This window comes from Bradyrhizobium sp. BRP19, assembly GCF_020194195.1.
Classification (GTDB): Bacteria; Pseudomonadota; Alphaproteobacteria; order Rhizobiales; family Xanthobacteraceae; genus Bradyrhizobium; species Bradyrhizobium yuanmingense.
The window spans coordinates 37,492-62,383 of record NZ_JADYVZ010000028.1; the positions used below are offsets into that span (position 1 = coordinate 37,492).

The 24,892-nt window shown below is 61.7% G+C and carries 17 protein-coding genes and 6 pseudogenes; 8 read left to right on the plus strand and 15 right to left on the minus strand.

Going from position 1 to position 24,892, the window contains the following annotated elements:
* Positions 1-41 precede the first annotated feature (41 nt).
* From I6F36_RS36310 to I6F36_RS36335, 6 genes and pseudogenes are all read right to left on the minus strand, one after another.
* Entirely contained in the window at positions 42-722 is a 681-nt protein-coding gene (locus I6F36_RS36310; RefSeq protein ID WP_346656704.1) for a lytic transglycosylase domain-containing protein, read from the minus strand.
* Between the two features lie 160 nt (positions 723-882).
* A pseudogene (locus I6F36_RS36315) lies at positions 883-1,386 on the minus strand (S26 family signal peptidase); the annotation flags it as partial.
* Positions 1,383-1,847: a DUF2840 domain-containing protein gene (locus tag I6F36_RS36320; protein WP_225145688.1), complete on the minus strand. Its 465-nt coding sequence runs from the start codon at positions 1,845-1,847 to the stop codon at positions 1,383-1,385. The gene I6F36_RS36320 and the pseudogene I6F36_RS36315, both read right to left, overlap by 4 nt.
* 289 nt (positions 1,848-2,136) lie before the next feature.
* A complete protein-coding gene (locus I6F36_RS36325) occupies positions 2,137-3,018 on the minus strand; it encodes a replication initiator protein A (RefSeq protein WP_225128623.1) in 882 nt (293 codons plus the stop codon).
* Positions 3,019-3,040: 22 nt separating this feature from the next.
* Entirely contained in the window at positions 3,041-3,322 is a 282-nt protein-coding gene (locus I6F36_RS36330) for an AlpA family transcriptional regulator (protein ID WP_008561544.1), read from the minus strand.
* Between the two features lie 296 nt (positions 3,323-3,618).
* A pseudogene (locus I6F36_RS36335) lies at positions 3,619-3,848 on the minus strand (DUF2285 domain-containing protein); the annotation flags it as partial.
* A gap of 209 nt (positions 3,849-4,057) precedes the next feature.
* On the opposite strand from I6F36_RS36335, the pseudogene I6F36_RS36340 reads away from it, so the two are divergent.
* A pseudogene (locus I6F36_RS36340) lies at positions 4,058-4,260 on the plus strand (helix-turn-helix domain-containing protein).
* A 66-nt stretch (positions 4,261-4,326) separates the two neighbouring features.
* Here the strand turns inward: I6F36_RS36340 and I6F36_RS36345 are convergent.
* From I6F36_RS36345 to I6F36_RS36375, 7 genes and pseudogenes are all read right to left on the minus strand, one after another.
* Complete coding sequence (locus I6F36_RS36345) at positions 4,327-4,647, minus strand: DUF736 domain-containing protein (protein WP_128948358.1); 321 nt, start codon at positions 4,645-4,647, stop codon at positions 4,327-4,329.
* A 573-nt stretch (positions 4,648-5,220) separates the two neighbouring features.
* Positions 5,221-5,670, minus strand: a complete 450-nt coding sequence (locus tag I6F36_RS36350) for a hypothetical protein (protein WP_225145689.1) — start codon at positions 5,668-5,670, stop codon at positions 5,221-5,223.
* A gap of 137 nt (positions 5,671-5,807) precedes the next feature.
* Positions 5,808-6,731 carry a DUF2493 domain-containing protein gene (locus I6F36_RS36355; RefSeq protein WP_225145690.1) on the minus strand — a complete coding sequence of 308 codons (924 nt, stop codon included), beginning with the start codon at positions 6,729-6,731 and terminating at the stop codon, positions 5,808-5,810.
* 327 nt (positions 6,732-7,058) lie between these two features.
* Entirely contained in the window at positions 7,059-8,120 is a 1,062-nt protein-coding gene (locus tag I6F36_RS36360) for a toprim domain-containing protein (RefSeq protein ID WP_225145691.1), read from the minus strand.
* Positions 8,120-12,436 (minus strand): strawberry notch-like NTP hydrolase domain-containing protein, encoded by a 4,317-nt coding sequence (locus tag I6F36_RS36365; protein WP_225173098.1) that lies wholly within the window; start codon positions 12,434-12,436, stop codon positions 8,120-8,122. The genes I6F36_RS36360 and I6F36_RS36365 overlap by 1 nt, the downstream gene beginning before the upstream one ends.
* Positions 12,437-12,615: 179 nt before the next feature.
* Positions 12,616-14,775: pseudogene (locus I6F36_RS36370) on the minus strand (ParB/RepB/Spo0J family partition protein).
* Between the two features lie 59 nt (positions 14,776-14,834).
* On the minus strand, positions 14,835-15,788 hold the full coding sequence (locus tag I6F36_RS36375) for an ArdC family protein (protein ID WP_225145748.1): 954 nt from the start codon (positions 15,786-15,788) through the stop codon (positions 14,835-14,837).
* 1,110 nt (positions 15,789-16,898) lie between these two features.
* On the opposite strand from I6F36_RS36375, the gene I6F36_RS36380 reads away from it, so the two are divergent.
* Entirely contained in the window at positions 16,899-17,699 is an 801-nt protein-coding gene (locus I6F36_RS36380) for a glycosyl hydrolase (protein ID WP_225128634.1), read from the plus strand.
* Positions 17,700-18,528: 829 nt separating this feature from the next.
* On the opposite strand, the gene I6F36_RS36385 is transcribed toward I6F36_RS36380, so the two are convergent.
* Positions 18,529-18,897: a hypothetical protein gene (locus tag I6F36_RS36385; RefSeq protein WP_225173099.1), complete on the minus strand. Its 369-nt coding sequence runs from the start codon at positions 18,895-18,897 to the stop codon at positions 18,529-18,531.
* 644 nt (positions 18,898-19,541) lie between these two features.
* On the opposite strand from I6F36_RS36385, the pseudogene I6F36_RS36390 reads away from it, so the two are divergent.
* The 6 genes and pseudogenes from I6F36_RS36390 to I6F36_RS40105 form a co-directional block, all read left to right on the plus strand.
* Positions 19,542-19,968 (plus strand): annotated as a pseudogene (locus I6F36_RS36390) (Ku protein); the annotation flags it as partial.
* 82 nt (positions 19,969-20,050) lie between these two features.
* Positions 20,051-20,350: a hypothetical protein gene (locus I6F36_RS36395; protein ID WP_225145746.1), complete on the plus strand. Its 300-nt coding sequence runs from the start codon at positions 20,051-20,053 to the stop codon at positions 20,348-20,350.
* Positions 20,351-20,821: 471 nt separating this feature from the next.
* Positions 20,822-21,172: a hypothetical protein gene (locus I6F36_RS36400; RefSeq protein WP_225145749.1), complete on the plus strand. Its 351-nt coding sequence runs from the start codon at positions 20,822-20,824 to the stop codon at positions 21,170-21,172.
* A 64-nt stretch (positions 21,173-21,236) separates the two neighbouring features.
* On the plus strand, positions 21,237-22,520 hold the full coding sequence (locus I6F36_RS36405) for a cystathionine gamma-synthase family protein (protein WP_225145745.1): 1,284 nt from the start codon (positions 21,237-21,239) through the stop codon (positions 22,518-22,520).
* Positions 22,521-22,718: 198 nt separating this feature from the next.
* A pseudogene (locus tag I6F36_RS36410) lies at positions 22,719-22,958 on the plus strand (nickel/cobalt efflux protein RcnA); the annotation flags it as partial.
* Between the two features lie 1,099 nt (positions 22,959-24,057).
* Entirely contained in the window at positions 24,058-24,288 is a 231-nt protein-coding gene (locus tag I6F36_RS40105) for a DUF3141 domain-containing protein (RefSeq protein WP_225145744.1), read from the plus strand.
* 208 nt (positions 24,289-24,496) lie between these two features.
* Here the strand turns inward: I6F36_RS40105 and I6F36_RS36420 are convergent.
* A partial coding sequence (locus I6F36_RS36420; RefSeq protein ID WP_225173100.1) for an IS5 family transposase occupies positions 24,497-24,892 on the minus strand: 396 nt, incomplete at its 5' end.

Consider the following 24,892-nt stretch of genomic DNA (forward strand, 5'->3'; position numbering starts at 1 on the left):
CATCGCCCACACGCCATCAGCTTGCGAACCCGCACACTTGGTCATTGCGATGCTCCCGAATCCGATCGAGGGACGAACACGCCAATAGGTCGGGGGACCATGCGCGAAACATCGGGCGCCGAAATTGCGGTCATGACACCGCTCGATGGCACAAGCGCCAGCAACCGATCGCGCGTCTTCATGAGATCGGGTCGAGTAACGAATAGCGTCGCAGCTGCTGATGACTGTGCGCTGGACGTCAACCCCGGCGGCAGTTCGATGGCAAGCAAATTTGCAAGCTTTGCGACGTATGCTCGCGTCTCCTCTGGCAGAGACCCGCCTGCGAGATGCTCTTCATAGCGAGATGGTCCCGCATTGTACGCGGCGAACACGCCAGGCGAGCCATACCGATCGAACAGTTCACGCAAGTACGCCGTGCCGGCCAGAATGTTGTCGTGCGGGTCGTAGGGGTCGTTCCCGAGATTGTAGCGCTCGCGAAGTTCCGCCCAAGTCGTCGGCATGATTTGCATCAGGCCCATTGCGCCTTTTGGCGATCTGGCGTGCACGTCACCAGCACTCTCGATGCTTTGGACTGATCGGATCCAGTTCGGCGCGATCGCAAAGCGTTGTGAGGCTTCATTGATGAAACCGGCAAATGAGTGAGCGGTCTGACTGATCGTCGGCTGGGCGGCTGATCCGCTCTGGGCCAAAGCAGCACTGTCACCCGCGGTCAGAAGAAGCATCGGGGGCACGACAGCGCAAACACGCGTGCCCAACCGACCAAAGGACGCGGTCGGGCTCGCGCCAGCCTTGCAGACATCGATCGAGACGACGGAATGATCCCACAATCGATCGAGCAAGGGAATGGCAAGGAGAACACCTCGAATACGCATGATTACTCCTCCACGTCCACACCGGCATCGCACGGCCGATCACGCTAGACGCCGGAAGAAATCCAAAATACCGGCCATCAAGAGAGTCGTCCGACTGCCAGTTCATCAGAAACAGCTCGCCGTCGCTAACGACGCGGCAGCCCTGCCATTTCGGCAGCGGCCTGCCCCGTCTGTCGTGATCCTTCGCCTCGCCCACCGCGACGTCGTCGACCGAAATCGCGAGGCCGGTTCTGCAAACACTTTGCCCCGGAAGGGCGAGCACGCGCTTCAGCATGGGGACGCCAATGGGTAAATAGCCGTTTAGGTCGAGGAAGGTCGCGAGCGGCTCCGGCGGCTGCACGGCGACTAATTCAGTAACTTGGAATTGGTCTGCCGGTCGGAGGCGGTAGAGACCGATTGGCACGCTTGCGGATGCGTTCCAGATGTAAAGCGGAAGCGGCTCCAGGACGATCGTCGCGATGAGCGCAGCAGCGACACCAAACGTGGTGGTCAGCGTCTTCATGCGGCCCGTCATCGCATGATCCTCTGACGGTGAAGCCAAGCCTGGTGGCGCGCTTTCGTATACGGGCGCGGGTTTTCGTTAACCGACAGGCGGTTATGAACGTGATGCCAATGATCGGGCGCGACATCAGCAGGATCGATGCCGAGTGCCTCAACGGCATCGATCATTTGCAGCACTCGTTCGACCTTCGGCCAGCCGGACAGACGCAGCAAAATCTCTCCGCCGGGCTTCACATACGGCACGGTCGAGCAGCGCTGTCCCGGAGCGACTGCGCGCAAGATGTCGATCCGCGAAATGATTGCCCCAAAGTCGTTGGAGGTCCATCGGGCGAAAGCAAAGATGCTGCCCGGCGCAAATGACAGGACGCGCCGATGGCGCTCAAGCTCCCTTTCCTTGACGACACGACCGAACCGAATCCGGTTTTCGATACGCTGGTCGAGCCACAGCACTTCTACTTCGGTAAGATCACTCATACCGCCGCTCCCCTACGCTCGACCTCGGAGCCGTTCGCTTCGACGGCCGGGAAGTGCGTGTACGGCTTGTGAAGGCCAGCAGGGCGAACGGGCCGGCTTTGCCGGCCACCTCCCAAGCGCTTTGCGGCCTGGTCCGTTAGAAGAAATCCGAAGGATTTCTGGTTAGTAAAGTTAGAGCGGCCGGAAAGCGCAGAGAAACAAGCCTTTAAGGTCGATTCCGGTCCCCGATAGCACGAGGATCGGGTCCCCGATAGCACGAGCATTGCGGTCCTCGATAGCACGAACTGATTCACAGGTTGTCCTCCGAATTTGGAATGAGACCGCGCCGGCGCAAGCGTGCCGTCAGGGGATCAACAGGCGTTGGCGCGAAGTTCAGCCGCTCGATGCCGTTCAGATCCCGTGTGAGCACGAGCTGATAACCGGGCAATGTCTGGCGCTGGACGATCTGACGTACGTCGTAAGCAAAGTGCTTGAGCGGCGAGAGGATGCCGGACTTGGCATGGAGGTGTGCAAGGTCAAAGCTCCAGCCATCGTCCTGCCGACCGCCGTGCTTGCGCACAAGACGATAAAGCCACCGCTCAAGTCCGCCGGTGAGCTCGAAATAGGCGCGGTCGATCGTCAGCACGAGCGCGTCGTCGATGACGCCGGCATAGAACCAATCCGGCAGGATCAGCTCGAGCCCGAATGGGCGGCCATTTGCATCCGCCGTCTCCTTCCACTCGTTTATCCAGGAGAAGCGATGCCGTCGTCGTTCCATCGGCTGGCGGATCGACGTCAGCACCGTCGTTGACTGAAGTCTGTCGAGGCCCGCCTTCAGACGGTGATAGTCGCGTGCGCTGGTGCCGCGGCCAACGAACGTTAGAATCTCGTATGGCGTTGCAGCCATCAGACGCGACGTCTTCAGGCCCGCATCCCGGGCTTCGACGATCTGAGACGCGGCCCAGATCAGAACGTCTGCATCCCAAATGGTCGCCATGCCGTGTTCCGGAACAGCTTCGACACGAATTGAGATCGCACCTGCGCGGAAATCGATCGGCACAATCCGCTTCGTTTTTGCGAGCGAGAAGAACGGATAGGCCATCAGATCCTGCGCATCTCGCGGCGCGAGATCGCCGGGCAGCGCCCGAAAGAGCTCAAGCTGGCCGCGCTCGGAATGGTGTTTGCGCCGCATGGTCACTGCTCTCACGCGGCTATCAGCGACGTTCCTGACCTGCATAGGGACGCAGGGCCGGATGCTTCTTGGCGGGCAGCACGGTCCCCTTGCCGGGATCGGATGTCGAGGTCTTGGCGCCGCGGTCGGCCCACGCTTTCAGGTCATCGACGGCGTAGACGACACGTCCGCCAATCTTCCGATATGTTGGTCCGGTGCCGTACGTGCGGTGCTTCTCCAGCGTGCGACCGGAGAGACCGAGGTAACGCGCGGCCTCCGGGGTACGCAGGAAGCGCGGGGGTAGACCGGCCATCGGATCGGGCATTTGGGGATTCCAGGATGACAGCGCACCACGGATGGCGGCGCTAGCGTGTGTGCGGCCATCATGGAGGAGCAGGTTCTCGGAGGGGGATGCCGAATATGGAGGGAGCGGTTTTCGGCACGCCTTGGGAACGACGCTACCCATCCCTGCGCCCGGGCCGCAGAATTTTTTGCGGTGACCACCGCGCATCAACGCGAGGCCGGCTTGCACCAGGCGGATCGTTCGATTACGCAGATCGTGGGTCTTCTAAGCGCGATCGGGGACGCGGTTCTTGCCGGACAGGCGCCGAGTAAGAGTCGCCCTTGCTCAGTCACCCATTTGGCACGAGCAAGATGACTCTGATATGCGCGCCGCGCACGGTCCGGCTCTCGGTCGGACCACTTGAGCCACTTCGCCCCAGTCCGCCCCCTCACCGTCGGCCGTGCAGAAGGCGAACGTACGTGACGACATGCTGTTCGTTATAGGCCGTCAACGTCGGCTCGTTCGGCGCACTGTCAGCTACGTCTGGATCTGGGGCTCGCTCCTGCATCATACCCGCTTTTAGAACGCCTATAAGCTACGCCATGGTCTCCGATGCGCGTTGGAATCCAGGATAGCCCTTGGGTAGACACACGGCCGAGCTCGGTCGCGCACGTAGCGTCGTCACATCGATAGCATGTTCGGACACGAATAGAAACGATCGTTGCTAGAACGATCGTTCCGGTCAGTTTCCCATATCGCCATGGATCTCAAGAGATCATGGCTGTGACTCTGCGTCGGAAACGCCATGATCTACAAATGACGCAGGAGGAGCTGGCCGAGCGTGCGGGTCTAATCGCCGTTATGTCGGCGCCATCGGCGACGCATCAGCAAGCGATACCGTGCTCGGGCAGATTGCTGAAGCATTAGGGGGCGAGCCGGAAGACCCGCTCAAAAGGGCTGCGCGGCTTAGCAAATCGTAATCCGCACCTCAGCCCGGGCGCGAAGTGCCCCGTCCGGCGAACCGGGCGGGGCTTGATTGAGCGAGCTTACTCACCGTTCTTACGCGGCCGCGACCAGAGGAGCGTGTAGCCTTCGCCGCTTTCGTCCTCGAAGAGGTTCGCATAGATCGGAGCGTTGAACGAGGGGTCGTCGAGCTTGAGTGAGAGGTAGTCGCGGCCTTCCTCGGAACGCTTCGACCAGGCTGCGCCGATCTCCGCGCGCCCCACATAGATGCGGTGGCTGGGGGCGTTGTCGTTGGACCGGTTGGTCTCGGCGACGATGCGGACGCCCTTGGCTTGCAGGCTCAGGGTGACAATCTCGCCCTGGAAATCGTTGCCGACCTTCTTGAAAGAACCGATGTTAGCCATGTCACTTCTCCTGTTGTGTTTCGAGCCCGCGACCACCGCGGCCTCGATGGCGATCTAGGGGCGAAGACGATCGGCGACGCACCCGCCCGCGGGCCGGAGCGCAGCGGAGGACGCCGTTGTGGCGACTTTCTTGACTCGCGAGGAATGGGCGAAGCCCAGGGGAAGAAAGTCGCATCAACGGCGTTGCGGCTCAGACGATCGAGGCGAAGCCGGTCTTCGGCCAGATCAAGCCATCCATGAGGCCACGTGCGTCGGCGTGCTGAACCGCAATCTCAGGAGAAGACATGACTCATATCGGCTTTGCTGAACAAGAGGTCGGAACCATTCAGCGCAGAAAGAGAAACAATTTTCTGCAAAGGGCGGTATCGTCTCCCACGAATGGATCGGCGCAACACCGCTCCGCCGCGGCTGCGTGGGCCAGACCCGAACGCCGGCGGCTTGATCGAGAGCTCCGAGGCGGACTGCCTCTACCGCGCTCGATCGCTCCCGTTCAGCGCGCCGATCTATGCGAACCTGTTCGACGATGAAGGAGGTAAATGGTCATCTCTCAGGCCTTCCGGCCGTAAGAACTGGTTAGGACGGACTCTCCACCACCCTACCCGGCTCGAACGGGCGGGTCTCCGCCGGAACGATCAAGCGCGTCCATGACGTAACGCCAATGCAAACCGCGCCCAGGCAAGCGGAGACTTCACGCCAAACCAACGAAGGCACCCCAATCTGGGACAGGGCGAACACCACATGATAGCCGGCAACGGCGGCGGGAATAGCAAATGCTGTCGCGATCGCGATGCGCAAAGCCAAGGACCGGGTAATTGCGACGGCGACTTGGCCGAGGACGAGCGTCAGCGCACCGCCGGCCGTCGCGATAAGTACCGCACCAATGAGGCCGGCGCCGCTCCGAAACGTAGTCATTCCGATACTGAGAGCGACGAAAAACGGCAGTGCATACACAGCGAGCGCAAAGATCGCCCAGCAGAACAAGCCGATGCCGAGTGTGTTGATGGCAAGCCCAAGGGCAAGCATGGTGGTGGCTCCATGTGCATAGATGTACCAGTCGCGCCTTCCACCACCACCACGGCGCAACTCTGAACATGAGACCGAAAGGAGGCGGAGTTGCGGCGCATGCCCCCGCTCCAACTGTTTGGAGGCGAGAAGACGGCTTATGTGCCGCCGAACCTCCAGACCGGGATGCCGAGGCGCTTTGCTTTGTCCGCCAGGTTGTCCTGGATTCCTGTGCCCGGGAAGTGCATGACGCCAATCGGCAGGAGTTCGAGCATGGCGTCGTTGCGTTTGAATGGGGCTGCCTTGGCGTACTTGGTCCAGTCAGGCTTGAATGCGATCTGAGGCACCTTGTGATTAGTCGCCCATTTGGAGGCGATAAGCTCCGCACCTTTCGGCGAGCCGCCATGGAGCAGGACCATGTCGGGATGCTTGGCGTAAACCTTGTCGAGGCGGTCCCAGATGAGGTGGTAGTCATTAAAGTCTAGCCCGCCGGTGAGTGCGATCTTCGGTCCTTCCGCCAACAAGACCTCGGTTTCAGCGCGACGTTTTGCTGCGATGAAGTCGCGGGAGTCGATCATTGCTGCGGTCAGCGTGCGATGATTCACCAGTGATCCCGATCGAGGGCGCCAGGAGGATCCGGTGTGAGTCTCAAAGCGTTCGATGGCCTGATCGCGGAAGAGTTCCAGGCAGTTGCGGCGCTCGATCAAAGTGATGCCCTCAGCCGTCAAGCGCTCGAGTTCGACTGATCGGACCTCAGAGCCATTCTGCTCGCGCTGGCTCTTCTGCTGCGCCTGCTCGTTATCGTCTAGATGGCGTTCGATGCGGTCGACGGCTCGATGGAACAGGTTGACGGTCGACCACAGCAGATCGCCCAGGTCCGGCTCGAGCCGCGTGTCGCTCAACGTCGCGACCAGGGCGTCGAACACATCGGCGACGGCGCCAGCGATCATCTTGCCCTCGGGGAGCGGTCGTGGGTCAGGCTGGTCGTCGAAGGGACGGTAGCCGAAGAGCTGTAGTTCGGTCAGCACGTGGTCAGTTGGAGAAGAGGCGTGCGGCGGTTCGATATCGTCGTTGTCGGTCATTGGAGTGATCCTTTTCCGGATCGGCCGCGCCCATCGCGGCCTTCGTGGCGATCACTCAGACGGCGGGCGGAACGGGCCAGAACCCGCAAGGGCCGAAGCGGCAGCGGAGGATGGCGGAGGCCGGCTATTTTGCTTCGCGATGCAAAGCGCGCCGGTCTAATGGCTGATGTCTTCTCATCGCCAGCGCGCGGCGGAAAATAGCCGGGCGTAGCCATTGCCGGCCCGGTCCGCTTGCCGTCCGATCGCCCTCTAGAAGGCCGAGGTCGCGTCCTCTTCCGGCAATGGCCTTGGAACGACCGAGCTATCAACGTCGATCGAAGCACCGGCCTATTCTGCGGCTACTGTCGACGAATGCAGGAAGCGGACGACGTCCTCTGGTGCGAGTTGAAGCCGTAACTCTGCTCGGAGGGCCTCGAGACCGAAGATGTGCAGGTCTTCGTTGAAATCCCCCAGCCGGGGCGACAGGGTGATCGCTTCAACGCCGGCTTCTTGCGCGCGCTGGGTGAGAGCAGCCTGCACGGCATCTCCGGCGGCATCGGCGTCGCGGGCGATATAGAGCCGACGCAGGCCAGACGGCAGCAACATGGCTGACAGGTGACTGGCCGAGAGCGCCGCGGCCATAGGCATGGTCGGCAGCACGTAACGCAATGAAAGCATGGTCTCAATCCCCTCGCCCGCGGCGAGCACGTCGTCCACCACGCCGAAGCGGACGGCGTTGCCGAGCAGGTCGCCCATGGCCCGTCGTGGCGTGTCGATCGGAGCCTTGCCGAGACGAATGCGATCAAAGCCGTGTGGATCGAGCCAGGTTCGGTGCGCTCCCGTGATCCGCCCCTCAAGGTCCGTGACGCGGGCAATCATCGCCGGCCAGGTTTCGGTCGGCGAGTGCTCGTCCGGCCGATAGTAGCAACGAGCGTGGAAGCGAAGACTGCCCCCATGGTAGATGCGGGCTATTCCACGACGCTGCAGATACGTCTCGACCACGGTACCTTCGATCGGGCTAGAGATCGCAAAGAGCCGGCGGGCGGCTTCCTGCGATCCGGCCGGTGCAAGCGAACGAACGGGTTTCGGAGCAGCTTGCTGCTCGAGACGCGGCAGCTTTAGGAAGCGCCTCGCCTCCTCGGCAACCTCGCGGAAGTCGCGCAAACCTCGGCATTCGCGGATGATGTCGAGGAGGTCGCCATGTTCGCCGGTTGCAGCGTCAGTCCATTTGCCGGCTGGGCCCTTCGGCGATTCCTGGAGCCGCACGAACATCGAGCGGCCCGGCGTGTTGTGGACATCACCGACCACCCAGTACCGCCCCGCCCGCTTGCCATTGGAGAGATAGTATCGGCACACTGCCTCGGCCTCGCGCGCGAGACGGCGTGCCAGTTCGCAAGGCGCGGGGGACATCACGCGGCTTCCCGCTCACTGACTCGCGCGACCGGATATGTGTCGAGCACCTTTGTCAGGATTTCTATGCCGCTTTCGTCCGTAGGCACGAACATCCGCAGCTTCCAGGAGATGATCTCTCCAAAGAGGCCGTAAGCACGGAGGCGATCGCGCATCGTGTCGTTGAATCCCGACAGCTCGATGCGGCAAGCGCCCATCACCGGGACGCGGCGAAGCTGGAGCCCCTCCGGGAGGTCGAGGACGGTACGTCCCTCCATCATCGCGGCAAACGCAGCATCCGGCGTCAGCGTGGGCGCGTCCGCCGCGAAGGCGTTTGCGACCCACGCCGCAGAAACCTTGCGGCCGATGATGCGCTCGCCCGCATCGGTCTGGAGCCGATAGACGCGGGTCGATTCGTTCGGCAAGCATTTCCAGATGGGCAACAGCAAGCCGGCCACTACGTGGATCGTGCTTTCCGTGAACTCAGGCACCTCGGCGAGCTCCGCCAGCCAGGCCGCGGCAAAACGTTCGCGATCCGCTTCGACCCAATGGCTCTCCGCCATCATGTTCAGTCGGACTTGGTGCTGCTCCATAGGGCGGATCAGGCGGACGCGGCGCTCGATGTCGCCGTCGTCGAGCATGATGCTCGCGGCCGGAACCTGCACGGCGGCCCTTCCTGAGCGCTCGTTGATCAGCAGGACGGCAGGATTGGAAAGACGAGTAAGGGCGTCATCCAAACCAACGGGATGGTTACGCTGGCGCTGGATGACGCTGAGCAGCCGCGTCTCGGCACCTGTGCGCGGATGGACATAGATCGTCCGCCGGCCGCTGACGACAAAGCTTTCGGCGCGGAGCGTTTCCAATCCGACATCGTACGTGCCCGATGCGACCGCGCCCTCGATCCGGGCGGTCAAGAGCTGCTCGAAAGCAGTGAACAGGACATTTTGCAGGTCGATGGTGAGCGCCAACAACCTGTTCAGGAACGTGATCGGCGGCAGGTCATCCCTGAGCCCATTGGCATCTGTCAGCTTCAGGCCGGTTGCATCCTCGAACTTCTCGAGCGAACAGCCGTCGACTTTGCCACGCACCAGCAGCATGTAGAGTTGACGCAAAGCATCGCGCCCGTACTGACTTTCGAGATTGTCCTCGGGCCGGAAGAGGCCCTGTCCTCCGGTCTGGCGCTGGCCGCGCGTAATGGCCCCCAATGTGTCGAGCCGGCGCGCGATGGTGCTGAGGAAGCGCTTTTCGGCCTTCACGTCGGTCGCGATGGGCCGAAACAGCGGGGGCTGCGCCTGATTGGTCCGGTTTGTGCGGCCGAGCCCCTGGATCGCAGCATCCGCCTTCCAGCCGGGCTCAAGCAAATAGTGGGCCCGCAAGCGGCGATTCCGGGCCGACAGCTCGGCGTGGTAGCTCCTCCCCGTGCCGCCCGCGTCGGAGAACACGAGGATTCGCTTGACGTCGTCCATGAAGGCCGATGTCTCAGCGAGATTGGCCGAACCGGCTCGGTTTTCGACCACCAACCGGTCGCCCTTACGAATGATACGGCGCGAGCGGCCGGTCACTTGGGCGACCATGTCGGTGCCGAAGCGCTGGACGATTTGATCCAACGCGCCGGGTACCGGGGGCAACGAGGCGAGTTTCTCGATGAGGCGGCCGCGTCGTGCGACGGCTTCCCGGCTCTCGACTGGCTGGCCATCGCGATAGACAGGCCGAGAGCAGAGATTGCCCTCCGAGCCGGTGAAGGGCTCGTAGAGCTGGACCGGGAAGGAATGGGCGAGATAGTCGAGCACATATTCGCGCGGAGTGATGTCGACCTGGACGTCGCCCCAGTCTTCGGTCGGGATCTCGGCGAGCCGGCGCTCCATTAGCGCTTCGCCTGTTGAAACAATCTGGATGACGGCGGCATGGCCGGCGTCGAGATCGCGATCGATCGACCGGATGAGCGACGGCGTTTTCATCGAGGTCAGCAGATGACCGAAGAAGCGCTGTTTGGCGCTCTCGAAGGCGGATCGAGCCGCGGATTTTGCCTGCCCGTTCAGCGTTCCGGTCTCGCCGGTGATGTTGGCGGCCCGCATCGCCGCATCGAGGTTGTTATGGATGATGCTGAACGCATCGGCATAGGCGTCGTAGATGCGAACCTGCTCCGGTGTAAGCTGGTGCTCGACGAGTTCGTACTCGACGCCCTCATAGGACAATGAGCGGGCGGCGTAGAGACCGAGCGCCTTGAGGTCGCGCGCCAGAACCTCCATCGCCGCGACCCCACCCTGCTCGATTGCCTCAACGAACTCGGCACGTGTGGCGAATGGGAAGTCGGCACCGCCCCAAAGGCCGAGGCGTTGGGCATAAGCGAGGTTGTGGACCGTGGTGGCGCCCGTCGCCGACACATAAACCACCCGAGCATTGGGCAAAGCGTGCTGGAGCCTCAGGCCTGCGCGCCCCTGCTGAGAGGCCGCCTGATCGCCGCGCTCGCCCTTGCCACCGGCCGCATTCTGCATGGCATGGCTCTCGTCGAAGACGATCACTCCGTCGAAGTCGGAGCCCAACGATTCAACGATCTGACTTACGCGCGAAAGCTTCTCGCCACGCTCGTCGGTGCGTAGCGTGGCGTAGGTGGCAAAAAGGATGCCTTCCGAAAGCCGGATCGGTGTGCCCTGGCGAAACCGGGACAGAGGCGTAACGAGCAGTCGCTCCATGCCGAGTGCGGACCAGTCGCGCTGCGCATCCTCGATCAGCTTGTCGGATTTGCTGATCCAGACCGCCCGGCGGCGGCCATTGAGCCAATTGTCGAGCAGGATGCCGGCGACCTGCCGCCCCTTGCCCGCGCCGGTGCCATCGCCCAAGAACCAGCCGCGGCGAAAGCGGACGGCATTCTCAGCGTCGTCGCGCGCGGCCGCCACAACATCAAAGGTCGCATCGACGGTCCAGGAGCCCGCAAGGAATTCGGAATGCGCCTCGCCAGCATAAATGATGCTCTCGACCTGGGCGTCCGATAGAACTCCATCTGCCACCAGACTTGAAGGCAGATGCGGACGGTAGGACGGCTTCGGCGGCGCAACGGACGCCATCGCCGCGGACTGCACGAGTTTCGTCGGATGTGAGCACGATCCGGGAATACGGATGGACTGTAATCCGTACTCCTCATATAGCGCATCGGTGAGGCGGGCGCCTTCCGGCGGCGACCATTCGACGGTCTCGTACGTGAGCTCGACGCGATTTGGCGCTGCGCTTTCCGAAGTGGACGACAGACATGATACGGAAGCGCCCGCCGATCGGGGCATTGCAGGGCGGCTAACGATGTCGGCCACGACCGGCGCGGCGACGGGTAGCCTCGGAGGCACGTACTGGGTCACCCAATTGAGCAAGATGGCAACATCGCCGGCCATGCCCTGCGATGCAGGAAAAGCCTTCGGATCGGCAGCGGGCCACTTGTCGATTACGAGCAGCCTCGTGTCCGTCTGAGTGCCGTGCTTGGCATAGACGGCGCCGTCGATCGCGGCAGAGAACACGACCCGTCCGCGCTCCTGGAGGCGAACAAAGGCCTCTAGCCACGCCGGGTTATCCGGCGCAAGGCCTGCGCCAACGATGGCGACGAGGCGTCCACCATCGCAAAGGCGCGCGAGCGCCGAAGCGATATGCCGGAAAGCGGCGTCTGCCATCCGTCGATCGACATTCGCCACCGCGGAGAACGGCGGGTTCATCAGAACCACGCTCGGCACAACGTTCGCGTCGAGGTGATCATCGATCTGCGCGGCGTCGAACCGCGTGACCTCAACGTTGACAAACAAATGATCGAGCAGCGCCGCGCGACCTTCAGCCAATTCGTTCAACATCAGAGAGCCGCCGGCGAGCTCGGCGAAGATCGCGAGCAATCCGGTCCCCGCGGATGGCTCCAGAACGCGGTCGGCAGGCGTAATGCCGGCTGCGACGCATGCGGCCAGCCCAAGCGGGATCGGCGTCGAGAATTGCTGGAACGCCTGACTGTCTTCGGAACGCCGCGTATGGGTCGGCAGACAGCTCGCGATTCTCGCGAGCATTGGCAGCATGGCAGCCGTCGAGCCAGCCTTGGCGCGCATGGCCGGACCGAACTTGCGAAGAAATAGAACTGTTGCCGCCTCGCAGACGTCATAGGCGGTCTTCCAGCTCCAGACGCCGGCCGCGTCTGAGGCGCCGAAGGCTGCCTCCATGGCGCTACGCAGGACGGCGGCATCGATGCGACGGCCGCGTTCGAGCTCGGTCAGGAGCTGTCGCGCGGCCCTGATGGCGGCGGAGGTGAGATTTGCGGCGGCACGCATCGAGAGCGGCGCGGCGGCAGCGCCGCCGGCGAGAGATTCGGTCATGGCAGGATTTCTCGGGAGAGCAGGAACAGGTCGAACCGCGCGGCGCTCCCCTTAAGACCACGGCAATTCAAACCTTCCCGGCCCTGCTCTCCCTCTCAGCGCTCGCCCATAAAATGGGGACCGGCGTTACACACCGGCTCCAGGCAACTGCGGGATGGCCCGAGCCATCCCGCTCTGTGTCACTCAGCCGCGTCGAGCTGTTGCGGGTCATCGTCGCCGGCGTTCTCCCGATGCTCATCGTCGGCGAGAAATTCGGGTAGCGGGCCTGCTTCAACCTCCGGCTCCACTGACGCCGCATGAGGATCGACGAGACGCAGCGGTTCCGGCAACCAGCCCGAACCATCGAGAAGACGTTCGGCCTCTTTGGCCATGTCGGCCTTCTTCAAGTGGGCGATCAGCTGCGCGGAAGATTCTCCCCTTGCTTCTCGCACGGCTTCCAGAATGCGAGGCTTGATGACCCCGCCAAGATAGTTGTCGACGGTGGGTCGCCAGCCGGCCTGCACCATGTCCAGCCCGACCGCGCGCGCCAGCACATTGGCCTGGTCGAGACGCGCGCGAACACTATGGGCGGAGACACGGCCCTGATCGTAGTGGTTGGCTGGCTCGTAGAGAGCGTTGACCGCAAATGACGCACAGTGAGCGAACAGGGACGCCTGAGCGGCACCGTCGAGAGCTGTGAGCGCATCCCACAGGTCCTTCTCGCCTTTCGGCAACCGTGCTTTCCAGGACTCAGGCGGCGCCTCGACGGTCTTCGCGGACGCGCTCTCCCTCAGGCCGGGGGCTTGAGCGGGGAAGGTCGGCGTGCGAAGTCCGATCTCAAGGGGACTCCCCGTCGACGAGAACCCGTAGAAGGCAGTCAGCACGAAATTGTGCAGCACCGCCTGGAACGCGATCGCCGGATTTTCCGCCAGCGCATCGCGCAATGCCAGTGTACGATGTGCGGTCAACTCGGTGATCAGCCGATCCGGCAAAGGTTTGGCCGCGTCCTCATCATCTTCTTCAGTGTCAGCAGCGCTACTTGCGACCGCGATGACGTGCGCTGAATGGAGCTACCCTCCTTCCCCTCGACCGGCTGCGCATCGGTGCCCTGCCTGACGTCAGAATCGATCGCGGACATGTCGTCCTCCGACCGAACATAGCCCCGATCCACCGACAGGCGCCCTTCGGAATCGATGCTGACGAAGACGCCAGCGCGGACGATCTCGGCCGGCTCGTAGATCATCGATCGGTGTTCGAATGCGAGCAGTGCCGCTTCGATCTTGCCGAGCCGCTGGTCGACCTCATCGGGCTGTTCGTCGGCATCCTGATAATCCGATTCAAGCTTGGTATGCTCGCCGTTGGGTGCGTCGATGGTGGCCTGCTCCTCCGGGGTGAGATCCATAGGTTTGCCCTCGAGTTCGCGGAGGCCGTTGGTATGGCCGTAGGGGAAATCGACCGCCACTGAGATCCAGTTCCAACCCTCGGTTGCGATGCTTTCCGCCTCGAGCTTCAGCTTGTCGGTAACAAGACGGTCCAACAAGGCAAGGTCCTGCAAATATCCGCCATCGTCATGCTCGAACAGATCACGCAAAACGCCGCCGCCTGCCTGTTCGTAAGCCTCGAGGCCCACGAACCGAGGGCGGCGATCGGACGCACGGACCGTTAGTTCGGTCAGCAAGCGCCGGATCTGGTATGGCTCGTCGTAACCCGAACGACTGACCTGCTCCCAGACTTGCTCCTGGCGAACATGATCGGCTGTCACCGAGAACGCCATCAGTTGCTCGAGCGTCATACCGTCATGGGCATAGATCTCGTGCAGCTTGCTCGAAACCGAGGCCAGTCGAAGCCGCGGCTTCACGACGGCCGGCGTCACAAAATGCCACGCAGCGGTCTTCCTCGCTCATGCCACCTTGCTGGAGGCGCTGGAACGCGCGGAACTGATCGAGGGGGTGGAGGCCGACTCGCTCGTCATTCTCCGCAAGCGAGTCATCTTCCGCGATACCCTGGTCCCGAACAACGCACGGAACCGCTTGCGTCTCCGCCATGCGCTTTTGTTTCACAAGCAGTTCGAGGGCGCGATAGCGCCTGCCGCCTGCAGGCACTTCGAACATGCCCGTCTCGTTCCTTTCGGCATCAACGACGGCAAGGACGTTGAGGCTCTGCAGGAGCGTGCGCGCCGCGATGCTTTCGGCGAGTTGCTCGATCGAAATGCCCACCTTCACATGGCGAACATTGGATTGGCTCAGCACCAGCTTGTTGAACGGAATGTCGCGTGAGGGCGACAGGGTGATCTTCTGGACGGCCTTCGTGCTGTCGAGTCTCCACGACGGGCAGCCGCGAGCCTCTCTCTCGGCCTTCAACCCGTCGCGAAAACGACCCTGCCCTCTCACTCGCTTACCCGCGGTGGCCGAGGAGACCCTCACGCTGCCTCCTGTTCCGCTCTCTCCGTCGTCATGTCGCCAACCTCCTCCGGCAAGAACCCAAGGAGATAATCCGCAACCTTGCTGGCTTGCGAGGCAGCTCGCACAATAGCACGATTGTCCTCTCGCAGCACCTCAAGCCAGGAGCCGATATAATCGGCATGTCGCACCGTCGGCACGATGCCGAGCGAGGCGCATCCGAATGCGGATGATATCTCCGCGATCAATTCCTCAAAGGCATACTTCTTGCTTCCGTAGCTTCCCGACAAATCGCGATTCAGACGCGATGTATGGCCGCTAGCATGCGCCAGCTCGTGAAAGGCCGTCCGATGCCAGTTGATCGGCTCGAAATAGGCTTGTGGTGGCGGTACCTGCACATAATCTTCTGCCGGCATGTAGAAGGCGCGGTTGCCGCCAATGCGGAAGTCGATCCCGGTCGCCTTGATCAGGTATTCAATCTTTGGCTCGATCAGGCCAGGCGGCGGAGGTGGCGTCGTTGCGATCTCCGAAGGCAAGCCCTCGCACTGATCGATATTGAAGACCGTGAACCGCTTGAGGAACGGGATGGCCTGCGCTTCGTCACCTGTTTCGCTGGCGCGCCGCTTTTCGTCGGCCGGCACAAAGCGGTCGGCATAGACGACGCTCGTGCCGCGCTCGCCCTTGCGGACGTGACCGCCGAGCGAGAGCGCCTGACGGAAGGTGAGCCAGCTCTGACTGGTGAATGCGTGTTCGGTGGCAGCCCCCCAAAGGATTAGGACGTTGATGCCGCTGTATTGACGGCCAGTGGCGGCGCTTTTCGGCATGGCCAATGACGCCGCCGCCGCCGCCGAACCCCAAGGCTGCACCCACGGGACGCGGCCGGCTTCAAGCTCGCCGATAATTTTGTTGGTGATTTTGTCATAAAGGCTGGTTCGGTCCTCGCCGGCGCGTGCCCGAAGATAGTGTCTGGACATAACGGATCTCCGCGACGGGCGCCGCGAGCCTCTCTCGCAGGTTGTAACCCGTCACGGCAAAACCCGGCCGGCACTCTCACTTTAACCTTCTTCAGGCGAAATCGAGGCCGCGCGATACGCGAGAGCTCCTCACCCACACAAATGACAGAATGCGAAATCTGAGACGCGCTCCGTCTTTCGTTCCATTCTTCGGGATGGCCTCGAGGTGCTTTAGGGCCGCAGGCCCCACAGGCGTGCGCCAAGGGCGCATCGCCTTGACACAAAAGGCACCCGGAGAGCGTGAGCATAGCGACCCGAAGGGCACGCGGGTCCGAGTGCAGCGACGAGACCGGTTCAATAGCGGCACCCGGGAACGGGGCAGTGATAGCGATCGCCGTAGGCGAGCCGCTTTCCCGAGTGCCCCCGGCGAGGAACTCCCCAGGCCTTGCGCGAGGGATCGAAGCCGGATGGCCGAGACGCAAAGCGGCTCGGTTCACGAGAGCCCGGTGCGGCGGAAGCCGCACGCGCAAAGCGGAAAAATCCGCTAGCCTGAAGATCTAGATTTCCTCGCGCGCAGGCGTCTGCGCGTCATAGATCCTGATTTGAAGCATGGGAAAACGTTTCTTTAGTTCTTCTCCACCTGCCCTGGCGCCGTCTCTGGTTGCAAATTCGGCTTTGAGTCGGCCATCCACTTCGAGTGCGTAACCAGAGGCCGGCGGTTCACGGGTAGCTGCAACCATTTCATTCCCATTGCGTAGTGAGGGGCTTAAAATGATGGGTAACGTGAGTCGCCAAACCGCGCTAGTTCCACTCCCCGAGCGCGGTGATCGGCGCACCATGTGGATTGACGCTTCGCCGTGCCCAATGGGCACTGGAGATCAAGGCGCGCTGAGCCCCGGCCGTCCTTGAATACGGCGACGGTGCGGGTATCGGTGGACGTACCCTCCCTACCGAAAGGGCGAGGGCATCCTTGTTGCGCCACATGCGTGGGTTGGAAAAGTAGCGGACAGGCGCGCACCGTGCACTCTCGCACTAGTCAGCTTCTCGAAAGCCAACCGTCCTAGAATTCGAAGCCGATCTTTAAGGGCCAACCGAAGAGGGTTTGTTCTCATAGGAGCAAGGGAGAGCATAATGGATTCCAATCGGATAAACGGTGCCGGCTTGCCAGAGTTCCCAACGGGGTACGCCCGCTCACAGGAGGATCATGAGCTTTTCAGACAAGCTGTAAACGACGTCGGGCGGCCGCTCGCCGCTGTACCGGCAAAGCCCCCGATTTGGAGTTCGAGCGCTCCATACGGGAACTTTGCACGCGATGGCTACTCCTGGAACAACGATGTGTGGGGCAGTGGTGCCGGGCCTCAGACCATTTCAGTGTATGGACCGAACCGGTGGAGCGTGTGGTCGAACCAGCCTCGAACTGGTGGCATCAAGAGCTATCCGCATGAGGCCGTCCATATCGGGAAGCCGCTCAGTGCAATCAACACCTTGAGCTCGACCTTCAATCAGGACGTTCCTAACAGCGGCGCTTGGGACACCGCCTATGATATTTGGGACAGTTCAAACCAGCATGAGATCATGATCTGGACAAACTACACCGGAAACTCGGACGGTAGCGGCAACGTTAAGCCGATTTCTTATCATTATCGGCAGGATCCCTCCGGGGCGGCGATCCCGGTCTACACTAACGTCGAGGTGGGAGGGACGACCTGGAACGTGTTTCAAGGGAACAATGGTCACAACGTCATCTCGCTGGTGCCCACTTCGAAGAGCAATAGCGGGACAGTGGACATCAAGGGCATCCTAGAGTGGATCAAGTCGAAAGGCTACTTCGGCGACATAAACGTCGGTAGCGTCCAATACGGCGTCGAGATCACCTCGTCCCCAGGCGGAATGGACTTCAAGTTCAATAACTGGACCGTGACCTCAAAGTGAAGATCCAGTTCTGTTCGCCTCGGTCCCGACGCCGCCGGGCCGACGATCGGGATTTAAATTCCATGCGCATGGGCTGCGGAGACTGAAGCAATGCCTAGCAATGCGCTTGACAAGCTGCCCCAGCTCCTAACTGCCGCGTTAAAAGACTTCTTCGTCGAACATCGAAGCCCGTAAATCGGGGCGCCCGGTAGCGGCACTCGGGAAAGGGGCTCGCCTCTCGGCGATCGCCATCACTGCCCCGTTCCGCCTTCGGCGCGCGCCACCCGTGGGGGGCCGGCGTTCCCCTCATCGCATAGAACGAGAGGATCCATCCTCCCTTCAGCGTGTCGCCGACGGTCACCTTTGCAGCAGGTGACGCCATGCGATCAATCCGCGGCGACGCCTGAGGCTTCGGCCTCCGGCTCCCATTGCGCAATGTCGGAGGCGATGACTTGACCTATTATCGTTTCGCAGAAATCGGGGCCGACTTATTACATTTGAGACGAACGCGTCAGAGCCGCCGATCCGAGTATGAGGCATGGAGCATTGCTAAACTGCGGTGAAGTTTTACCAGGAAGACCTGAACGCGCCGGCGCCGGGCGAACGGGATCGTATCTGTGAGGGACAAACGCCATGGCAAAGGGTAAGGGCGAGAATTGCACAAACTAAGCGCCTCAGTTCGCGCGCGACGGATAGCTCGCAATCTTGCAAGTGAGCTGCCAAGTTCGACCGTGTTGGTCTCGGCTAATTGCTGCGCTCGCTGCTTAGCCGCCTCCTCACCAGCGCAGCCTTACGCAGTGCACTATATTCCCGTCGGGCTGCGCTGCGTGCATGTCTTTGGTGGAGGTCGTCATCGGTCATGCTTATCTGATCGCGACCAGCGGCCGGCGTATTGCCTAGTTGCAACGTTCCTGCATGGACATCGCTCGGATCTTATTCCCCGCCAGTTGCGCTCGACGATAGCTATAATCAATTTTTCAGTGGCGATCAGAGCCAGCTCCATTTTTTCCTTAACAATAGTCGACGTATCTCGACCGATACTGTCGAGGTGGTGCAGGGCCATCGCTTTGAAACTATGGGCTAGGCGCTCCTCGGCATCGTCACGTGCATAGTCTACAATAGTATCCAGGTGGGCGACGATTTCAGGCCGTTGCTCGGTCGGTTTTGGTCCGTCAAGCAACGTTATCGCTCGAATAAAGGACTGCTCAATAGGGATCATATCAGGTTTCCTTTGGACTGTGGTTGGAAGCAGTGATTCCAGCTCGCACCGTTGGTGAAGATTCAGCGGAAAGGCGGGGACTTCAAGCGGCTTACCGCTCCGAAAAACGGCCAGCGCAGGGGTGATTCGGCGCTCGCGCCCCCGAAAGCACTGTCCCTACCACCAGCCGTCGCCCTCGGAGTTAGCAAGGCTGGCCACCTCGGCCCCCGAGAGGCTGAACTCCCAAAGGGTGCTGCCAATTATCGCGGAGAAGGACTGCAAGGCACCTACCAGGATTGGTCGGCCGATCTCGTGTGGTCCGCGATTAGCCGGCTGGTGGGGTATGGGTCGTGGCCATGTGTCCACTCGATTCTAAATTGGTGGTTCTCCCTTTGAACGAGAACCTAAGCGTCGTGCCCTGCCTTTCCGTTCGCTTGGACGGCATCGACCGCGGCGCGGATTGCCTCCTTCTGAGTAGCGTATGGGTCGGCTATCGTCGCTCGCATTCATTTTGGCCGCGCCGTGGAATCATACGTGGTGGCTGGCTCACGCAATCTTTGCTGGCGCTCTGCAGGCCGGTCGCCGACAGACGGCAGCCTCGCGAGCTGAGGAAGAAGGCCTGGCCTTTTTGGGAAAACACAGTATCGCCTTCAACCGCCAGACCGGGACACCGCATCAAGTACGTGAAGGTCGACGCCGACACCGACAACGAGGTACCGAACGAAGACATCGTCGGGGCTACGAGCTCGAGAAGGGTCAGTACATCTAGGTCTCGAAAGAGGAGCTCGAGGAGATCGCGCTCGAATCGACACGTACCATCGAGATCGACGAGTTCGTCGACCGGCCCGACATCGATCCCCGCTACCTGATCCGCCCCTACTGCCAGCGCCCGGACGGCAAGGTCGGCCACGACGCCTTGGCCGTGATCCGCGAGACCATTCGAGAGATGGACAAGGTCGCCATCGGCCGGGTGGTGCTGACCGACCGCGAGCATATCATTGCGCTCGAGCCGATGGACAAAGGCCTTGTCGGCACTCTGCTGCGCTACCCTATGGCGTGCGCAGCGAGCTGGAATGCTTCGACGAGATCCGTCAAGGACTTGCCCCTCTGCAGGGCGGCGGCCACGAATTCGGGCTCCCAGAGCGCTAGCACAACCGCTCATTAGGTTGGCGGCATGACCCAGCTTGAGCCGGATCCCATCGCTGCCATTTTCGCGCGGATCGAGGGCGACGCCTATGCCGAGTTCTTGTCCGACGTCAGCGAAAACGGCGTGCGCGAAGCAGTCGGCGTGTTCAAGAGAAATATCCTCGACGGCCGCAATCGCTATCGCGCCGCCGTCGAGACCGGCGCCGATTGCCCGACGCGCAACTATTACGGTGACGATCCGCTGGGATACGTCATCAGCCTGAATTTGAAGCGTCGACACCGACAACGATCCGAGATCGAGATGTTGCTCTCTCTCGGAGAGATTTAATCGCGTTAGGGCTTCTTCTCGAATTCGAGCGGGCCCACGTCCCGTTCGGCAGCCCAATTTTCAACCCTCTGGTCTACGTCATCCTCCGCATGAGCTGAATCTGCCACGTCATAGACTGTGAGCACTCCGTCCCACTGCGTCCGCCGAGAGCCAGCGCGCGATGTGTGCGGCGCGGGCAGCCGAACAGTTCAGGCAGCGACAGGGGACGGCCGCGCAGAGCAAGGCGGCGGTGGGACGGTGGGACGGCGAGGTGGAAATCAGACGCCTCCACGCGGATACGTCCCTGTCATATGATGGTCGTGCTGAAATGGTCGAGCAGCTTCGGGCAGGCGCAACGATCACCGCGTTTCCAACTCCTATGGTCGCCACCTGGCGATAGCTTCTTCGTCAGCTTACCGACAGGTAAGTGCTTCAGAGGTTACAACGTATCGGGTGGACTAAGTCTACACAGTCCTGGCAAGGGAGTATGGAATGGATCCTTTTGAGGCAGGACAGATTCTGCGCGCCGATGGGATCTCTTCAGACGAACAAAAGGGGGCAGGAGCGGAGATCCACCCTGATTCGCTCCAATATCTCGAGCTCAGCGACAATCAATTGACGAGTCTGCCGGAGGGCTTCCCCGCTATGCTCCATACTTTCGCCGTTAGGGGCAACCAGCTAACCAGCTTACCTGAGGCGCTCCCGCCCGGGCTCGTGCTCCTCCTCGCTAACCATAGCCAGCTAACCAGCCTACCCGAGAACCTACTGACGCATTTGAGCATGTCTGGAGATCCGCTGCCGGAGCAGGTGCTGACGAACCTGCATACAGGCTCGATTTCGTGACCACCGCGGGGTACCACCGATTCGGCCCGCAACGCGCGGCGAGCATCAGAACAGCGAGGCAGCCATGGTAAAACCGTTCCCGTCGAAGATCCATATCGGCAACCATATGCTGCATCCGGAAACCCTGATGCTGACCTATGGCTATGATCCGCAATTGTCGGAAGGCGCCATCAAGCCGCCGGTGTTCCTGACCTCGACCTTCGTATTCAAGACCGCCGAAGACGGCCAGGACTTCTTCGATTACGTCGCCGGCCGGCGTGAGCCGCCAGAAGGCATGGGCGCGGGCCTGGTCTATTCGCGCTTCAACCACCCCAACAGCGAGATCGTCGAGGACAGGCTCGCGGTCTACGAGCGCACCGAGAGCTGTGCGCTGTTCTCCTCGGGCATGGCGGCGATCGCGACCACGATCCTCGCCTTCGTCCGGCCCGGCGACGTCATCCTGCACTCCCAGCCGCTCTATGGCGGCACGGAAACGCTGCTGACGAACACGCTGGCGCGCCTGTCGATCGGCGCGGTCGGCTTTGCCGACGGCATCGATGAGGCCTCCGTCAGGCAGGCCGCGGAGGAGGCGACGGGGAGGGGGCGGGTTTCGATGATCCTGATCGAGACCCCGGCCAATCCGACCAACGGCCTCGTCGACATCGCGATGATCCGCCGCATCGCCGATTCCGTCGGCAAGGCCCAGGGACACACGCCGATCATCGCCTGCGACAACACGCTGCTCGGCCCGGTGTTTCAGCGGCCGATCGAGCACGGCGCGGACCTGTCGCTGTATTCGCTGACGAAGTATGTCGGCGGCCACTCCGACCTGATCGCGGGCGCCGCACTCGGATCGAAGGCGATCATGAAGGGCATCAAGGCGCTGCGCGGCGCCATCGGCACCCAGCTCGATCCGCATTCGTGCTGGATGATCAACCGCTCATTGGAGACGCTGAGCCTGCGCATGGAAAAGGCCGATGCGAATGCGCGCCTGGTCGCGAGCTATCTGCGCGACCACCCCAAGGTCGCCAGGGTTCATTATCTCGGCCATCACGAGCAGGCCTCGCCCTCGGGGCGGGTGTTCGCGAGACAATGCCTGGGCGCGGGATCGACCTTCTCGTTCGACATCGTCGGCGGGAAGGAGGCGGCGGTGAAATTCCTCAATGCGCTGCAAATCCTCAAGCTGGCGGTGAGCCTCGGCGGCACCGAGTCGCTCGCGAGCCTGCCCGCGACCATGACCCATTCCGGCGTTCCCGCCGACATCCGCCAAAAGATCGGCGTGCTCGATTCCACCATCCGGCTGTCGATCGGGATCGAGAACCCGTCGGATCTGATCGCGGACCTCGCCCAGGCGCTGAATGCGGCTTGAGCGGGGGGATCAAAGCGGATTGGACGCGCGCGGCATGCCGACATGATCGCCGCGGCAGCCTCGCTACTCTGCGCAATAGCCCTTGCTGGATGCGTTCAGCAGGGAATCGCCGGCAGGCCCGTCATCTCACTCGGCTTCGAGCCATTTGGAGACGGCGCGACCCGTGGGCCAACGACGAAACCAACTCCCAATTGCCGCCTGATCCCGTGCCCGACCGCGATCACCGTGCTCCTGCTTTGCATCTGGTTGGAGCAGTTCAGCCTCGACTCAGTTATGGTCCTCTGCTTCCTTGCAATCACGATGGTTTCGGCCGGCGTCGCCGCCCCCCTCAGCCTTCGCCGGCTCGAGCGCCATTGGAGCGTCTTCAGCCGCTTCGCGCACCGTGCGCCAGACGTTCTCCGCCGCCAGATCGTGCTTGTCGGCCTCTACAGGGGTTGATCGGGTTGGCACTAACTGATGATCTGACCGGCACCCGCGTCCGTCCTACGGAAGGCGGTTGCTGGAACCTATCGGAGATCGCCTTCGCGGTAGCGTGCAGTTGCAGGTCGAGATCAGGCGCGGCTACTACATTGGCTTACCGAGGAAATGGTTTAAGCGAACGGAAGCCGTATGACGCTGAAGCGGGCCTCGGCAACCGGCAGTTATGCACGAACATCGTGCAATCAGCGCAACAGCAATGATACGCTCAAACGGCACCCGCAGGATCACCATTCCTGCACGAAGCCGACGACTACGAATAGCGCAATAGGAGCGCTGCTCTGCTCGCTGCACACTCTTTCGACGCTTGGCAACCGTTATGACAGGCGAATAGGACAGGCGAACCGTCAAATTTTAGCCGGCTTCTTCATCGATCTCGCGGCCGCATTGGTCTGCGGTTGCACGCGTTTCCCAGTAGCCGTCCGGATTGTCAAGTGTCGGAACAGGGTGTTTTCCTGTAAGAACACCGGCTGAGGGATTTCATACTTAAACTGTCTTTTCACTAAATTCCGGTGGCGAGGCCGCGGGACTGCATCGTCTCGCGGCCCCATTGATTTCCGCTGTTGACGTCCGGGCGAGTTCCTCCACCGAATTCCGACTCTTTACTCCAGAAGGGATGAGCGCTTCGATCGCCCGTTGGCATTATCGGGCCGTCGGCAATTCCTCGCTGGACAGCATTCCGGAATATGTTGTCGTGGAGTGCACACGACTGGTGCCAACCTGATCGACAGCAGCGACAGCGATCGTACGAAAACGCGCTCCGCATCGAAACGAGCCGCAAGACCCGCGACTTGTTGCAGGCGCCCTGTTGCTGCACGGACGGGATACCTGCGTGACGCAGCGCGCGGATGTTCTCCGCGAGCTTGGCGAAGCCTTCCCCGAACATGAGGCGGCAGGCTGTCCGCCCATTCTATTCCACGACTAGGAGACAGACGCGGAAGGACCGCAAGTACGTATTAATGCACGTCATTCCGGCTGAAAATGCCCCGTCGGCTACGGCCGCCGCCTGTGCACGAGCGGAACCCAGTCCGGGCTTCGGCGGCCACAAAGCCGGCGAGAGGTGGACTTGCATTGCGCGAAAGGTCATCCCGTGTACTTGGTGCGCTTCCAGCGTGAGACAGAGCAGGACCAGCATCCCTCGTGTGTTACCCACGCGGAAGCGGCCATCGTTCGGAAAGTCATGCGCCGCCATCCGCACGCCCTCTCGCGGCCGTCATCGGCAGTCGCCAAAGTGGCTGGGCGGCCCCCCTACTCGCCCCGACAAATCTCGGCTGGCCTGAGAATCCGCTAGCGATGTGAAGGTTGAGTTCACATGATAGAGTAGAACAAGCAGGAGGATTGCAGCAATACACGAAGTCAAAGGCATTCCGTTGATGCGCCGCTTTACCACCGGGGCGACGAGCAGGGCAGCGCGTTTCTTAACTGCCAAGCCATAAATATCATGTTCAGCATCACAAGGGACGCGACTCGTCCACTGCCAGAGGAGCTAGGGCTCGGACTCAATTGATCCAATAGGCAACGATGGCGGCGAGATGGACGGCAGCCAAGAAGTTCCTGGCTAGTTTGTCGTAGCGAGTTGCGACACGCCTGAAATCCTTGAGGCGGCAGAAACAGCGCTCGATGACGTTGCGCCCCTTGTAGGCGCGTTTGCTGAAGCTGTGGAGAGTAACCCTGTTGGATTTGTTTGGAATGACGGGCTTGGCACCACGATCGACGATTTCGGCTCGAAAGCCGTCGCCGTCGTACCCTTTGTCGCCAATGAGGGCAGACATGGGTGGCGCGAGTTCCAAAAGGGCTGGCGCTGCGGCAATATCAGCGTCCTGGCCTGGAGTGAGATGAAATGCGCAAGGTCGGCAGTCAGGGTCGCTCAGCGCGTGGATTTTCGTGGTCCGCCC

What these genes read in the sequence shown, in the direction of transcription:
- I6F36_RS36310 (WP_346656704.1), bottom strand. Translation starts at nt 722, where the DNA reads ATGCTTCTTCTGACCGCGGGTGACAGTGCTGCTTTGGCCCAGAGCGGA.
- I6F36_RS36320 (WP_225145688.1), bottom strand. Translation starts at nt 1,847, where the DNA reads ATGAGTGATCTTACCGAAGTAGAAGTGCTGTGGCTCGACCAGCGTATC.
- I6F36_RS36325 (WP_225128623.1), bottom strand. Translation starts at nt 3,018, where the DNA reads ATGCGGCGCAAACACCATTCCGAGCGCGGCCAGCTTGAGCTCTTTCGG.
- I6F36_RS36330 (WP_008561544.1), bottom strand. Translation starts at nt 3,322, where the DNA reads ATGCCCGATCCGATGGCCGGTCTACCCCCGCGCTTCCTGCGTACCCCG.
- I6F36_RS36345 (WP_128948358.1), bottom strand. Translation starts at nt 4,647, where the DNA reads ATGGCTAACATCGGTTCTTTCAAGAAGGTCGGCAACGATTTCCAGGGC.
- I6F36_RS36350 (WP_225145689.1), bottom strand. Translation starts at nt 5,670, where the DNA reads ATGCTTGCCCTTGGGCTTGCCATCAACACACTCGGCATCGGCTTGTTC.
- I6F36_RS36355 (WP_225145690.1), bottom strand. Translation starts at nt 6,731, where the DNA reads ATGACCGACAACGACGATATCGAACCGCCGCACGCCTCTTCTCCAACT.
- I6F36_RS36360 (WP_225145691.1), bottom strand. Translation starts at nt 8,120, where the DNA reads ATGTCCCCCGCGCCTTGCGAACTGGCACGCCGTCTCGCGCGCGAGGCC.
- I6F36_RS36365 (WP_225173098.1), bottom strand. Translation starts at nt 12,436, where the DNA reads ATGACCGAATCTCTCGCCGGCGGCGCTGCCGCCGCGCCGCTCTCGATG.
- I6F36_RS36375 (WP_225145748.1), bottom strand. Translation starts at nt 15,788, where the DNA reads ATGTCCAGACACTATCTTCGGGCACGCGCCGGCGAGGACCGAACCAGC.
- I6F36_RS36380 (WP_225128634.1), top strand. Translation starts at nt 16,899, where the DNA reads ATGGATTCCAATCGGATAAACGGTGCCGGCTTGCCAGAGTTCCCAACG.
- I6F36_RS36385 (WP_225173099.1), bottom strand. Translation starts at nt 18,897, where the DNA reads ATGATCCCTATTGAGCAGTCCTTTATTCGAGCGATAACGTTGCTTGAC.
- I6F36_RS36395 (WP_225145746.1), top strand. Translation starts at nt 20,051, where the DNA reads ATGACCCAGCTTGAGCCGGATCCCATCGCTGCCATTTTCGCGCGGATC.
- I6F36_RS36400 (WP_225145749.1), top strand. Translation starts at nt 20,822, where the DNA reads ATGGATCCTTTTGAGGCAGGACAGATTCTGCGCGCCGATGGGATCTCT.
- I6F36_RS36405 (WP_225145745.1), top strand. Translation starts at nt 21,237, where the DNA reads ATGGTAAAACCGTTCCCGTCGAAGATCCATATCGGCAACCATATGCTG.